This window comes from Mesorhizobium kamtschaticum, from assembly GCF_056174585.1.
Genome location: NZ_CM149691.1, coordinates 735,631 through 747,988 on the forward strand (window position 1 = coordinate 735,631; position 12,358 = coordinate 747,988).

The 12,358-nt window shown below is 64.3% G+C and carries 14 protein-coding genes and 1 pseudogene; 9 read left to right on the forward strand and 6 right to left on the reverse strand.

The window, feature by feature from the left end:
• Positions 1–202: 202 nt before the first annotated feature.
• Together AC0V7N_RS03445 and AC0V7N_RS03450 are read right to left on the reverse strand one after the other, a co-directional pair.
• Complete coding sequence (locus tag AC0V7N_RS03445) at positions 203–1,132, reverse strand: DUF1003 domain-containing protein (RefSeq protein ID WP_475454717.1); 930 nt, start codon at positions 1,130–1,132, stop codon at positions 203–205.
• Between the two features lie 395 nt (positions 1,133–1,527).
• On the reverse strand, positions 1,528–2,418 hold the full coding sequence (locus tag AC0V7N_RS03450) for a D-alanyl-D-alanine carboxypeptidase family protein (protein ID WP_475454719.1): 891 nt from the start codon (positions 2,416–2,418) through the stop codon (positions 1,528–1,530).
• A gap of 216 nt (positions 2,419–2,634) precedes the next feature.
• Between AC0V7N_RS03450 and AC0V7N_RS03455 the strand changes: the two genes are divergently transcribed.
• From AC0V7N_RS03455 to AC0V7N_RS03470, 4 genes are all read left to right on the forward strand, one after another.
• Complete coding sequence (locus tag AC0V7N_RS03455) at positions 2,635–4,449, forward strand: methyl-accepting chemotaxis protein (protein ID WP_475454721.1); 1,815 nt, start codon at positions 2,635–2,637, stop codon at positions 4,447–4,449.
• Between the two features lie 83 nt (positions 4,450–4,532).
• A complete protein-coding gene (locus AC0V7N_RS03460) occupies positions 4,533–5,633 on the forward strand; it encodes a hypothetical protein (protein ID WP_475454723.1) in 1,101 nt (366 codons plus the stop codon).
• Positions 5,634–5,729: 96 nt separating this feature from the next.
• A complete protein-coding gene (locus AC0V7N_RS03465) occupies positions 5,730–6,341 on the forward strand; it encodes a nucleoside triphosphate hydrolase (RefSeq protein WP_475454725.1) in 612 nt (203 codons plus the stop codon).
• A gap of 93 nt (positions 6,342–6,434) precedes the next feature.
• Positions 6,435–6,743, forward strand: coding sequence for a hypothetical protein (locus AC0V7N_RS03470; protein WP_475454727.1), 309 nt, complete (start codon positions 6,435–6,437; stop codon positions 6,741–6,743).
• Between the two features lie 13 nt (positions 6,744–6,756).
• On the opposite strand, the gene AC0V7N_RS03475 is transcribed toward AC0V7N_RS03470, so the two are convergent.
• The 3 genes and pseudogenes from AC0V7N_RS03475 to AC0V7N_RS03485 all read right to left on the reverse strand — a co-directional run bounded on the left by AC0V7N_RS03475 (position 6,757) and on the right by AC0V7N_RS03485 (position 9,131).
• The gene (locus AC0V7N_RS03475) at positions 6,757–7,461 is read right to left on the reverse strand and encodes a glutathione S-transferase family protein (RefSeq protein WP_475454729.1); all 705 of its coding nucleotides are present in this window, start codon (positions 7,459–7,461) and stop codon (positions 6,757–6,759) included.
• A gap of 203 nt (positions 7,462–7,664) precedes the next feature.
• Positions 7,665–8,872, reverse strand: a pseudogene (locus tag AC0V7N_RS03480) (beta-ketoacyl-[acyl-carrier-protein] synthase family protein).
• 4 nt (positions 8,873–8,876) lie between these two features.
• Positions 8,877–9,131: an acyl carrier protein gene (locus AC0V7N_RS03485; protein ID WP_095484608.1), complete on the reverse strand. Its 255-nt coding sequence runs from the start codon at positions 9,129–9,131 to the stop codon at positions 8,877–8,879.
• 203 nt (positions 9,132–9,334) lie between these two features.
• On the opposite strand from AC0V7N_RS03485, the gene AC0V7N_RS03490 reads away from it, so the two are divergent.
• Genes AC0V7N_RS03490 through AC0V7N_RS03510 form a run of 5 tightly spaced genes read left to right on the forward strand, consistent with a single transcriptional unit; the run spans position 9,335 to position 11,707 of the window.
• Positions 9,335–10,177 (forward strand): urease accessory protein UreD, encoded by an 843-nt coding sequence (locus AC0V7N_RS03490; protein ID WP_475454732.1) that lies wholly within the window; start codon positions 9,335–9,337, stop codon positions 10,175–10,177.
• A 28-nt stretch (positions 10,178–10,205) separates the two neighbouring features.
• Entirely contained in the window at positions 10,206–10,508 is a 303-nt protein-coding gene (locus AC0V7N_RS03495) for an urease subunit gamma (protein ID WP_475454734.1), read from the forward strand.
• A gap of 10 nt (positions 10,509–10,518) precedes the next feature.
• On the forward strand, positions 10,519–10,773 hold the full coding sequence (locus AC0V7N_RS03500) for a DUF1272 domain-containing protein (protein ID WP_475454736.1): 255 nt from the start codon (positions 10,519–10,521) through the stop codon (positions 10,771–10,773).
• Between the two features lie 34 nt (positions 10,774–10,807).
• Positions 10,808–11,395: a HupE/UreJ family protein gene (locus AC0V7N_RS03505; RefSeq protein WP_475454738.1), complete on the forward strand. Its 588-nt coding sequence runs from the start codon at positions 10,808–10,810 to the stop codon at positions 11,393–11,395.
• Between the two features lie 6 nt (positions 11,396–11,401).
• Entirely contained in the window at positions 11,402–11,707 is a 306-nt protein-coding gene (locus tag AC0V7N_RS03510) for an urease subunit beta (protein ID WP_475454740.1), read from the forward strand.
• Positions 11,708–11,853: 146 nt separating this feature from the next.
• On the opposite strand, the gene AC0V7N_RS03515 is transcribed toward AC0V7N_RS03510, so the two are convergent.
• Positions 11,854–12,348, reverse strand: coding sequence for a hypothetical protein (locus tag AC0V7N_RS03515; protein ID WP_475454744.1), 495 nt, complete (start codon positions 12,346–12,348; stop codon positions 11,854–11,856).
• Between the last annotated feature and the right edge of the window lie 10 nt (positions 12,349–12,358).

Below are 12,358 nucleotides of genomic sequence, written 5' to 3' on the forward strand. Positions count from 1 at the left end.
CAAGCCCCTCTCGAAGACTAGAGAAGCCAAGGCGCACGGAAGGATGGCGCCTGAAACGAAAAACCCGCCTCGGCGGCGGGTCGCTGGCGCAAATCAGCACCATGGGCAAATTTATAGCATAATTGCCGTCACCGGGCAACCGATCGCGAGTTCGCTGTCATGATCGCATCCGGTCCTTTGCGGACTCCCTGCCCTCGGGCGTCTACTGCCCCGCCTCCCCCTTAACCGTCCTTCTCCTCACCCCGCGCACCGCCCGCTTCACCTTCTTCGCACCCGCCAGCTCGTTCATCGCATCCAGCTGCATCTGCTGCATCTCGGCCAGACGCGTCCATTGGCGGGAGATGAGGTAGTCTAGTTTTTCGTGCAGGTGGCGCACTTCGAGCTCGGCCTTGAGGTTGACGCGGTATTCGTTGAAGGAGCGCAGGCGGTCTTTCACCTCCTGGCGCTTCTGGCTCATCATGATGATCGGCGCCTGGATGGCGGCGATGCAGGAGAGCAGGAGGTTGAGCAGGATGAAGGGATAGGGGTCGAAGGCGCCATTCAAACCCTCGAACAGGTTGATGCCGATCCAGACCAGCAGCACGCTGGCAAACGAGATCAGGAACCACCAGCTGCCGCCGAAGGCGGCCATGTTGTCGGAGACGCGGTCGGGGAAGGTGCGGTGCTCCTCGAACTCTTCTTCCGAGTTTTCCGAAATCGTGTCCTGCCTGGCGATCGATTCCACCACCTGGCGGTCGAGCTCGGAGAATTCGCCGTGCTCCTGCTGCAGCAGCTCCTCCATGTAGCGCATGCGGTAGCGGCCGAGCTCCTCGCGGCTGATGCGGGCGCCCCTGGGCAGGTCCGGGTGGTCGGCGTGAATGCGATCGGCGAGGCTTGGGCGCAGCGTGTCGATGCGCACGAGGTCGCGCTTGCGGAATTTGCGGCCCGAGATCGCCGACGGTTTTTTCCTGGGCTTTATCCGCGATGCGCCGGGGCCTGATGGTTCGGAGTCCGGCACTTCGGGGGTGTCGAAATGCTCGTCCGAAACCTCGTGCAGGTCTTCTTCAGTGGTCGGCGCCTCGAAATATTCGCCGCCGCTGTCATTCTCATTGGCCGCCGCCTTCTGCTCTGGCGTCTTGGGGACAGTGCTCATGGTGCGGGCTCCTGCTGTGGCGCTGTATATGAGGATACGCCGAGGTGGCGGGGCATAGCCACCGTCGGTTTTCGCAGCCTATGCCATGGCTTCCGGACGATTGCGTGACAGTCGGGTAACAATAGCCGGCTGTGGGTTCTTTGGGGGCTGTTTTTGGGCTGGGCGCGCCCAACATCGTCATCCACGGGCGTAGCAGCCGCGAAGCGGCGTCGCGAAGGACCCGAGGATCCATGCCGGGACGTTGATCGTAGGGTGCAGCGGAGCAGAGTTCCGCACCGTGGCAACGCTCGGAGGTCGCGGCATGGATCCTCGGGTCTGCGCTGCGTCGCTGCGCTCCTTGCTCCGCCCGTGGATGACGAAGTCGAGGGGAGGCTCCGCTCCTAGCCGTTCGCTTCTTACTGCTGTTCGGCGAACATCAGCCTGGTCTTGGTGCCATCCGTCGGCGACAGGCTGCGCTGGATCAGGGCCTCGACATGGTCGTTGCGCTGGCGGGCCGAGTCGGCGCCCATCACCACCACGATCAGCTGGCGGCCCTCGGCATTGTAGGAGGTGACGATGTTGAAGCCTGAGGCCCTGATGTAGCCGGTCTTGATGCCGTCGACGCCACGCACGCGGCCGAGCATGTCGTTGTGGCCGCGCACCAGCCTGCCGCGGAACATGAAGTCGCTTTCGGAGAAATAGTGGAAATGCTGGGGGAAGCGCTGGCGCAGCGCCATGCCGAGCACCGCCATGTCGCGCGCCGTGGTCATCTGGCTGTCGTCGGGCAGGCCGGATGCGTTGCGGAAGGTGGTGCTGGACATGCCGAGCGAGCGCGCCTTGGAGGTCATCATGGCGGCGAACTGGTCCTCCGAGCCGCCGAGATATTCGCCGACCGCCACCGCCACGTCATTGGCCGATTTGACGACGATGGCGCGGATGGCGGAATCGACATCGATGCTCTCGCCGCGCCGGAAGCGCATCTTGGTCGGCGGCTGCGAAGCGGCATGGTCGGAGACCGGGATCTGCGTTTCCTTGGTGACGCGGCCGGACTCCATCGCCTCGAACAGCAAATAGAGCGTCATCATCTTGGTCAGCGAAGCCGGATAGCGCTGCGCCGTCGAGTTGACCTCGAACATCTGCTTGCCGGTCTTGGCGTCGACGACGATGGCCGCATATTTCTGCGGCGGCGCGGGCACGGTCAGCACGGAGTCCGGCGGGGTCGTGGTCGAGCAGCCGGCGACCAGCAGCAATAGGCCGAGGGCGACGAAAACTCTCTGGAGGAGCGAGAAGGGACGCAGGTTGGACAAGGGCAGGACTGTTCTGGCGATGCTTGTTGCTGAGATGAGGCGAAGCTAACGTAACGCGCTTGATGCGTCCATTTGGTTAATGGCTGACAGACCCAGGATTGTCGAGCCTTCGCTGGCTTGCGAAAGCCGCCCCGAAAACGCCCGTTTCCTATCTTTCCTTGCCAAAACCGCGTTTCCTCTGGGAAGGGACGTGGCATCGGCTGGCTGGGGGGTGGCATGACTGACATCGGGGCCGGGGGCGCAGCGCCCTCGCTTATCAAGGCATCGCTCAGCCGCACCGGCAAATGGGCCGGCAGCGTCGCTTTCATCAGCGGCGCCGTTGGCGACGTGCTCAATCCGCTGGCGCCGTTCGCCGCCTATATCGCGCTGGTCGCGGCGATCGCGGCGGCCATCATTGCCATTGCCATTGTGCTGCGGCTGGTGCTGGCGACCAAGGCGCTGCCGGCGCTGGTGTTCGCCACCAGTGCGGCGGCCGTCGCCGGCGGTGTCTATGCCGTGCAGCAGGAGACCAATTCGCAGAACGGGGTGATCGCCGGCCTGGTGCCGGCGATCGCGCAGTTGCAGCAGTCGATCGGCATCGTCTCCGAAAAAGTGGCGAAGATCGAGCAGACGGTCACGCAGACGCAAAAAACCGTCGAAGAGGTCAAGAAATCGACCGACACGGTGGCGCAGAAGACCGACCAGATCGCGTCCGCCCAGCAGCAGCAGACGCAGCAGGGGGCGCAGACGCAAAAGACCGTCGAGGCGGTCAAGCAGACGACCGAGACGCTCGCCGCCGGCCAGCAACAGCAGCAGGCCCAGACGGAAAAGCTGCAGGCGACGACCGAACAGATCGCCGCCTCGATCGACACCATCGCCAAGGGGTTTGCCCAGCTCGCCGCGCAGGGCGGGGCGATCGCCGAGCCGAAGCGGCCGGATGAGTTCTACCACAATGCCCGGGTCTACGAATTGTCGGGCGACATGCTCAATGCGCGGCGCTCCTACCTCGCCTTCGCCGGCTTCGATGTCGACGCCATCGACCCCTATACGCGCTTTGCCACGCTGCTTCGGGTGCAGGACGGCAAAGCGGGCGCCCGCGAAGTGTTCGGCCAGTTGGCCGAGAAGGCCAAGGCGCCGTCGATCAAGCTCGTCCACCTGCTGCAGTTCGACGATGCCCAGCGGCTCGACAAGCTCAACGCCTTCATCACGGCCAATCCCGACTACGCGCCGGCCTATTACCTCAAGGCGCAGGAGTTTTCGGAAGACCGCCTCGGCAGCCAGACACTGGCCGACAAGCGCAACGAAGCCCAGGCGCTGACCAAATTCGTGTCTTACGAAGGGGATGGCGGGCTGCTCAAATATTTCGTCGACCAGACGCAGCTGGCCGACTGGCTGGACCGCAGCCGCAGCCGGCTGGCAGCGCTTGGCGACGTGCTCGACCCCGCGCGCTTTGCGCCTTCGCTGACGCCGATGCGCTCCAACCAGGGCTGGTCGATGACCATTTCGCTGCCCGAGCCGGCGACCGCGATCTCCTGGCGTCTTGGCAACAGCGGTCCCTTCACCGACACCGGCTTCCTGGCGATGAACGACCAGACCACCGGCAAGCCGATGGCCAATCCGAGCTTTGAATTGCCCGACAGCACGGCGGGGACCACGATCGCGATCAAATATCTCGATATCAGGGGCCGCGAGACCGGCCCGTTCGACATCCGTTTCGATCCGGACGCCGCCCTGCAGCAAGGCAACAAGCAGATCCTCGACCAGTTCTGGACGTCGTGGATCGCTTTCGACGCCAGTGGCAATCACGGCCTGGTCTATTTCACGCAGATGCTGTCCTACCGCTGCGCCATCAAGGAGGTGCGCTACAGCCTGAATGGCGCCGCGCTCGACAAATCGCTCGAGATACCGCCTTGCGACAAGAAGGACCCGTACGCCATCCCCTACGACGCCAAGGGCTATTTCAAGGTCGCCGACAGCGTGAAATCGATGTCGGTGCAGGTCACCTACACCGACGGGACAAAATCGCCGGTGCGGGAATACAAGCGGCAGTAGGTGATGCGAAATGCCGGCCGCGGTGCTTGCGCAATCCGCGCCGAAAGGCTTCTGTTTGCGCCTTCAGATTCGGTGAGAGCGCAATGACCATCTGCACGATCAAGGCCCGGGGTATTTCGGTTTCGCTCGACCTCACTGTCGGCCACATCGCCGACATGGTCGTCGAGAGTGGCGGACGCCAGCTGAAGCCGTTGCACCGCGCGCCCTGGGTCGATGCCGGCGAGACGCTGCCGCAAGACCTGCCGCAAGGCACGGTTCGGCTCTCCGGCGATTTCCTCTGCGCGCCGTTTTCGCGCAGCGATGTCGAGGAGGCGCCGCTGCATGGCTGGACCGCCAACAGCGCCTGGGATGTCACCGAGAGCGGCGCGACGGATGGCGGCTGGCGCGCCGTCTTCCGGCTGCGGCACAAGGTCATGGGCGCCAGTGTCGACAAGATCCTGGCGCTGCGCGACGGCCATCCTTTCCTCTACCAGGAACATGTATTTTCCGGCGGGTCCGGCGCGATTTCCGTCGCCCATCACCCGATGACGGTGATGAAAGGCGGCGGCCGGCTGGCCTTTTCGCGCAAGCGGTTTGCCGCGACGCTGGGCGAGCCGTTGGAGCCGGATCCCGCGCGCGGCCGCTTCATGCTGGCCTATCCGGCGCGGTCGACGGACCTCGGGGATTTTCCCGCCGCCGGCGGCGGTACGCTCGACCTGACGCAATACCGCATGGACGACCGGCGCGAGGATTTCATCACCCTGGTCGAGGCTGACCATGGCGGACCGGGCTGGACGGCGCTGTCGCGCCAGGCCGAAGACGATCTGGTGCTGGTGCTGAAAAACCCGGCCGAGCTGCCGATCACCATGCTGTGGTTCAGCAATGGCGGGCGCGACTATGCGCCGTGGAGCGGCCGCCATCTGGGCGTGCTCGGCATCGAGGACGGACGCGCCGCCGTCGGCCATGCCGCCTCGATCGGCGATAACTGGCTGAAACGCGAAGGCGTGGCGACTGCCTTTGCGCTCGGCGAAGGCCACAGCTTTTCGTTCCGCCATGTCATTGGCGCCATGCCTGTGTCCGGCGGCCAACCGCCGCAGGAGATCACCACGGCCGACGGCCAGATGCGGCTCTCGGCCGGCGGCTCCACCAGGGACGTGCCGTTCGACAGCGCGTTCCTGCGCATTGGCCAGCCTGTTGCCGCCTGAGCGGGGAATGCGCCAGCGCGGGGTTTGAAATTTCCACCGACTGCCGCCAAGATGCGGCGGAACATCATGCCGATCATCAGGGCAAGTGAGGCTCCCATGTCCGAAATCGCCCACCTCGCCGCCACCATCTTCAAGCGCGCCGGCAAGGCAAAGCGCTTCATCGTCGCCATTGCCGGGCCGCCGGGGGCGGGAAAGTCGACATTGTCGGCCGGCCTGCATGACCTTTTGCCGGAAGGGGCGGTGGAAGTCGTGCCGATGGACGGCTTCCACTATGACGATATCGTGCTCAACGCGCGCGGCCTGCGGGCGCGCAAGGGCGCGCCGGAGACCTTCGACTTTGCCGGTTTCGAAACCGTGATGAAACGCATCCGGGCCGGCGACCCCGACATCGCCATTCCCGTCTTCGACCGCAGCATGGAACTGTCGCGCGCCGCCGCCGCCATCGTCGGCACCGAGACCAAGTTCATCCTGGTCGAAGGCAATTACCTGCTGCTCGACGAGGAGCCGTGGTCGCGGCTGGCGCCGCTGTTCGATTTCTCGATCTTCGTCGAGGTGCCGCGCAATGAGCTCGAGCGCCGGCTGATGGAGCGCTGGCACGGCCATGGCCGTTCCGACGAGGATGCGCGCGCCTGGATCGCCTCCAACGACATGCCCAATATCGAACGCGTGCTGGCCCGGCGCCGGGTCGCCGACCTGGTCATTGGTTAACACGCTTAATTTTCGGTATTTTTTGACGGGAACCTTAAGAGTTTCACGCCGTTATGCCTGAGAAACCGTTTGTTCGGCGTAAGGGATTTTCCGATGGCAACCAAGGCAAAAAAACCCGCGAAGACGAGGCCTGCGAAGGCAACTCAGGCGAAGGCCGGTGCTGGCCCGGCGATTGCCGAACGCTCGAAAGACGCCAAGGGCGCTTTCGGCAAGGCCGCCCCCAGAAAGGTCGTGCCGGCCGCCAAGACCGCCAGCCCGCGCAAACCGGCGCCGGCCAAGCCCGGTGCTGTTCGCACGGCGGCGAATATCGCCGCCGGCGCGGTAGTCGCAACCGCGCGCGGTGCCGCCTCGTTGGCCGCTTCCGTGATCGGCAGGGGCGGTTCAAAGGCCAAGGCAAAGTAGCAAAGGGCCTGTTTCAGCCCTTTGCAGGAATGGTCAAGCCCTTCTGCACCGCCGGCCGGGTCAGGCCGCGCTCTAGCCACGCGGCGACATTGGCGAAATCATCGAAACCGACAAGGTCGCGCGCTTCATAGAAGCCGATCAAATTGCGCACCCAGCCGAGCAGCGAGATGTCGGCGATGGTGTAGTCATTGTCCATGATCCATTTGCGGCCCTTGAGCCTGCGGTCAAGCACACCGAGCAGCCGCCGCGATTCGTCGCGATAGCGCTCCAGCGGTCGTTTATCGGCGATCTCGCGGCCGGCGAATTTGTGGAAGAAGCCGACCTGGCCGAACATCGGCCCGACCGACGCCATCTGGAAGAACACCCACTGGATCGTCTCGTAACGCCGCGCCGCGTCCGCCGGGATGAGCAGGCCGGTCTTTTCGGCGAGATAGAGCAGGATGGCGCCGGACTCGAACAGGCCGATCGGCTTGCCGTCCGGACCGTTCGGATCGATGATCGCCGGGATCTTGCCATTGGGATTGAGCGACAGGAATTCCGGCGTCCAGCTTTCATCCTTGCCGATGTTGATCAGATGCGGCTCGTAGGGCAGGCCGATCTCTTCCAGGGCGATCGATACCTTCACGCCGTTCGGCGTCGTTGCCGAATAGAGCTGGATCTGGTCGGGATGTTTGGCCGGCCAACGGGCGGTGATCGGAAATGCGGACAGGTCGGCCATCGAGAAACTCCTGAGCGGGGATTTGCGCCGAGCGGCGCGGTGTTGGCGGGTCGGCCAAGAATTAGGCGCTCGGCCAGGCAGGATCAATATGGCGGCGCCAGTTTCGCCATGCACGGACCGTCAATCAACTCGAACGCGGCGGGATGGTGCGACCGTTCGCCGGACAGGTGGCAACCGCCCGGGGCAGTGATGACCGCCCGGGATTAGATGGCCTTGAACGCCAGCACAGCGTTGGTGCCGCCGAAGGCGAAACCGTTGCTGATCGCGGCGCGCACCTTGCGCTCGCGCGCGACATTGGGCGTCACGTCGAGATCGCAATCGGGATCGGGTTCGCGGTAATTCGCTGTCGGCGGCACGAGGCCTTCGCGGATCGCCATGACGCAGGCGATCATCTCCAGTCCGCCCGACGCGCCCAGGCAATGGGCATGCATCGACTTGGTCGAGGAGATCGACAGCGCGCGCGCATGCTCGCCAAAGACGCGCTTGATCGCGGTGGTCTCGATCTGGTCGTTGGCCTTGGTGCCGGTGCCGTGGGCGTTGAGATAGTCGATGTCCTCGGGATTGAGGCCGGCATCGGCGAGGCAGAAGCGCATGGCGGCTTCCGGTCCCTCAATGGTCGGGGCGACGATGTCGGAGGCATCGGCCGAGAGGCCGGCACCGGCGATTTCGGCGAGGATGGTGGCGCCACGCGCCATGGCGTGATCGTAGCTTTCCAGAACCGCCATGCCGGCGCCTTCGCCGAGCACCAGGCCCTGGCGGTCGGCCGAGAAAGGCCGGCAGGTGTCGGGCGACAGCACGCGCAATGCCTCCCAGCCCTTGAGCACACCCCAGACCAGCGGCGCATCGGTGCCGCCGGCCACCATGACATCGGCGCGGCCGAGCCTGATCTGGTCGACAGCCGAGGCGATGGCGTGGTTGGCCGACGAGCAGGCCGAAGTAACGCCGAACACCGGCCCACGCAGGCCAAGGTGCATGCTGACCTGGCCGGCGGCGGCGCCCGGCATGACCCGGGGCACGGTGAAGATGCCGGCGCGATTCTTGCCCTCTACCAGTATGGCGCGATAATTCTCTTCGACCGTCTCGAAGCCGCAGACGCCGACGCCGACAATGGTTCCCATGCGATAGGTGTTGTCTGCATGCGCGGCCAATCCGGACTGCTGCAAGGCTTCGCGCGCCGCGATCACCGCCAGCAGGCTGAAGCGGTCCATCGACACCAGCTGCTTGCGCTCTATGCCGTGATCGGGCAGCACCTTGATCTCGCAGCCGGTCCTGACCTTCAGATCGTGCAAGGAATGATTTTCGATCGGGCCTATGGCCGAACGGCCAGCGCGCATCTCACCCAGATTGCCGGTACATTGGTGCCGAGCCCGCATAGCCCGCCAAGGCCGGTGATGACGACGCGTTTCAGCATTCGGTCAGGCTTTTTTCGCGATCAGCGCGCGAACGGCCTCGACCATGTCGCCGACATTCTTCAGATTGCTCCAGGCATCAACCGTGTTCATCTCGATCTCGATGCCATATTGCTCCTCGAGGTCGAAGATGATCTCCGTCAGCTCGAGCGAATGGATGCCAAGCGACGTCAATTCGGTGGTGGTGGTGATTTCTTCACCGCCCGGCTCGGCATGGGCCTTGATCTTTTCGATGATATCCGTTGCCAGTTGGTCAGCCATTCGGTCTCTTCCCCACTTTTGTCGTTTCCCGACGCCAACTGAACAGCGCCTTCTTGTCCTCGATATCAGGCCGCGATCGTCGCCTTCTACCCCCGCCAAGCATCGCCTGACCGTACCGAGGTGGCTCCCTCTATAGAAACGGAAACGCCATCAAGCAACAAGCTATATATCGACAAAACCGCCGCAGTGCTTAACCTGACGACGTGGATACGACCGAATATACCAAGTTTTCGGCCCCTTTGGCCCAGCGCGCCGCGGGTCTGGCGCAACTGGGCTGCGCCAGCGCGGACGGCCGCACGCGGCTGCGGCGCCTCTACCAGGACGGCTCCGCCAAGATAAGGCTGCCGGCGGTTTCGGCCGATCCGCTGGAGGCGGTGCTGATCAACACCGCCGGTGGATTGACCGGCGGCGACCGCATCGGCTGGGATGTGGATGTCGGCATAGAAGCCTCGGCGTCGATAACGACCCAGGCCTGCGAGAAGGTCTACCGCGCCGCATCCGACCATGCCCAGGTGCGGGTCAGGCTGAGCGTCGGCGAAAATGGCCGCATCGCCTGGCTGCCGCAGGAAACCATCGTCTTCGACCGGGCGGCCTTTGCCCGCACATTGGATGTCGAGCTTGCCGCGGGGGCCGAGGCGCTGGTGCTGGAGGCCACGGTCTTCGGTCGCCTGGCCATGGGCGAACGCGCCGCGCAAGGCACTTTTCACGACCGCTGGCGTGTTCGCCAGGATGGTTTCCTCATCCATGCCGAGGATTTCCGCATCGGACCCGACATCACTGGTGCCCTGGCACGCGCGGCCACCGCCGGCGGTGCAATCGCGGTGGCAACGTTGCTGCTGGTGTCGCCACGAGCCGAGGCTTTGCTCGACCCGGTCCGGGAGATCGTCGGCGACCAGGGCGGCGCCAGCGCCTGGAGCGTGAAGGCATCTGGCAAGCTTCTTGCGAGGCTTTACGCCGGGGACGGCTACCAACTGCGCCAGCGGCTGGTTCCGCTCGTCGGATTGCTCAACGGAAGGGCGGGACTGCCCAAATTATGGTCACTGTGATTCTGTCTGCCTCATCTTTGGAAACCGCATGAACCTGACGCCGAGGGAAAAGGACAAGCTGCTGATCGCCATGGCGGCGATCGTGGCACGCAAGCGGCTGGAGCGCGGCGTCAAGCTCAACCATCCGGAAGCGATCGCGCTGATCACCGACTTTGTCGTCGAAGGCGCCCGCGACGGCCGCCCGGTGGCCGAATTGATGGAGGCCGGCGCCCATGTCGTCACCCGCGCGCAGGTGATGGAGGGCATCGCCGAAATGATCCATGACGTGCAGGTGGAAGCGACCTTCCCCGACGGCACCAAACTGGTGACCGTGCACGAGCCCGTCAGGTGAGGAGACCGGGATGCTTGACCTGCGCCCCAACTGCGAATGCTGCGACAAGGACCTGCCGCCCGAGGCGGCGGATGCGCTGATCTGCACCTTCGAGTGCACCTTCTGCGCCGATTGCGTGGAACACGTGCTGGATGGCGTCTGCCCCAATTGCGGTGGCAATTTTTCGGCACGGCCGATCTGTCCCGCCGCGATGCTGAAAAAATATCCGGCTTCGATCAAGCGCGTCCTCAAGGCCGAGGGCTGCGGCCCGCGCAAAGCCGCGTGAATACCGTGACACTGGAAACGGAAGGCAAATAGAAATGATCCCTGCCAAACGACTGTCTCTCTCGGCGATCCTGTTTCTGGCCGCGGCCATGCCCGCCTACGCCCATGTCGGCATCGGTACGACGTCGTCCTTCACCGCCGGCTTCATGCACCCCTTGTCTGGCCTTGATCATATGACCGTGATGATCGCCGTTGGCCTGTGGGCGGCGCTCAAGGGCGGCAGGGCGATCTGGGCGTGGCCGGCGGCTTTTGTCGGCGTCATGCTGGGCGGCGCGGCCCTTGGCATGGCGCATGTGCCGGTGCCCTTCGTCGAGCCTGGCATACTGGCCTCCGTCGTGGCGCTTGGCCTGCTGGTGGCGCTGGCCATCGATCTGCCCGTCTCGGCCGGTGTCGCCATTATCGGCCTGTTCGCGCTGTTCCACGGTCACGCCCATGGCACCGAAGTGCCGGAAAATGCCGGCGGCCTTGAGTACATGGCCGGCTTTGCCGTCACCACCGCGCTGCTTCATGCCACGGGCATCGCCGCCGGCCTGAGCCTCGGTCTCAGGTTCCGTGGTCTGGCGCGTGTCGCGGGCGCGGCCTGCGCGGCGATCGGCGTCGGCCTCGCCTTCGGCGTCGTGTGATCTCAGATGATCCCCGGTGAAATCATCCCCGTTCAAGGCGACATCGAGCTCAACAAGGGCCTGCCGACCGTCACCCTGAAAGTCGCCAACAGTGGCGACCGGCCGATCCAGGTCGGCAGCCATTACCATTTCTTCGAAACCAATGAGGGGCTGAGATTCGACCGCGAACAGGCGCGCGGCATGCGCCTCGACATCGCCGCCGGCACCGCCATGCGCTTCGAACCGGGACAGGAACGCGACGTCACGCTGGTGCCGCTTGGCGGCAAGCGCGAAGTCTATGGCTTCCAGCAGAAGGTGATGGGCAAGCTGTGAGACCGGTGGCGTCTCATGCCTGGCGTGCAAAGACAGCAAGCATGAAAGCAGGCGGTGCTCTATCTCTTTGCTTTGACGCAATTCCCAAGGGAAAGCGCCATGCGCTTTTCCCGGGAAAACCGCTTCACACTTTTCCTGGAATTGCTCTAGTTCGACGGCTTGGCGGCCGCATAGATGATGATCTTTCCGGGGTCGTCGAACTCGACGGCGAGAATGTCCTGCGCAGCCACGCGCCGCGAATCGATGGCGTTGAAGAGAAGGGCGTTGGCCTCGATCTCCTTGCGCAATTCGGCGACATCGTCCCGATGCTGCCGGACCTTGTTCTGGATGATTGCCGGCGGACCGCCTTCGCTGCGCGCCGAGTCGGTCAGGAACACGATATCGACCTTGTCGAGCTTGGACGTCTTGCGCACCGTGCTGATGTTGTCACGCGTACGGTCGATCGCCGAACTGACTTTTCCGATTTCGGCTGTTGTCTTGGCCTGTTCCTCGTTGATTTGCGAGCCGACGATGCGGTCGACGGTCTCCGGACTTTCAAGGCCCTGCGCATTCAGCGCGGCCTGGGGCAAGCTCGCGGCCAGGAATGCAGCCGCCGCAATGGCATGCAGCCATCGGGCATCGGGCAAAGTGGTGAGAGTCATCGTTCGCTTT

What these genes read in the sequence shown, in the direction of transcription:
- AC0V7N_RS03455 (WP_475454721.1), top strand. Translation starts at nt 2,635, where the DNA reads ATGACTGACATCGGGGCCGGGGGCGCAGCGCCCTCGCTTATCAAGGCA.
- AC0V7N_RS03465 (WP_475454725.1), top strand. Translation starts at nt 5,730, where the DNA reads ATGTCCGAAATCGCCCACCTCGCCGCCACCATCTTCAAGCGCGCCGGC.
- AC0V7N_RS03515 (WP_475454744.1), bottom strand. Translation starts at nt 12,348, where the DNA reads ATGACTCTCACCACTTTGCCCGATGCCCGATGGCTGCATGCCATTGCG.
- AC0V7N_RS03505 (WP_475454738.1), top strand. Translation starts at nt 10,808, where the DNA reads ATGATCCCTGCCAAACGACTGTCTCTCTCGGCGATCCTGTTTCTGGCC.
- AC0V7N_RS03485 (WP_095484608.1), bottom strand. Translation starts at nt 9,131, where the DNA reads ATGGCTGACCAACTGGCAACGGATATCATCGAAAAGATCAAGGCCCAT.
- AC0V7N_RS03460 (WP_475454723.1), top strand. Translation starts at nt 4,533, where the DNA reads ATGACCATCTGCACGATCAAGGCCCGGGGTATTTCGGTTTCGCTCGAC.
- AC0V7N_RS03495 (WP_475454734.1), top strand. Translation starts at nt 10,206, where the DNA reads ATGAACCTGACGCCGAGGGAAAAGGACAAGCTGCTGATCGCCATGGCG.
- AC0V7N_RS03475 (WP_475454729.1), bottom strand. Translation starts at nt 7,461, where the DNA reads ATGGCCGACCTGTCCGCATTTCCGATCACCGCCCGTTGGCCGGCCAAA.
- AC0V7N_RS03445 (WP_475454717.1), bottom strand. Translation starts at nt 1,132, where the DNA reads ATGAGCACTGTCCCCAAGACGCCAGAGCAGAAGGCGGCGGCCAATGAG.
- AC0V7N_RS03510 (WP_475454740.1), top strand. Translation starts at nt 11,402, where the DNA reads ATGATCCCCGGTGAAATCATCCCCGTTCAAGGCGACATCGAGCTCAAC.
- AC0V7N_RS03500 (WP_475454736.1), top strand. Translation starts at nt 10,519, where the DNA reads ATGCTTGACCTGCGCCCCAACTGCGAATGCTGCGACAAGGACCTGCCG.
- AC0V7N_RS03470 (WP_475454727.1), top strand. Translation starts at nt 6,435, where the DNA reads ATGGCAACCAAGGCAAAAAAACCCGCGAAGACGAGGCCTGCGAAGGCA.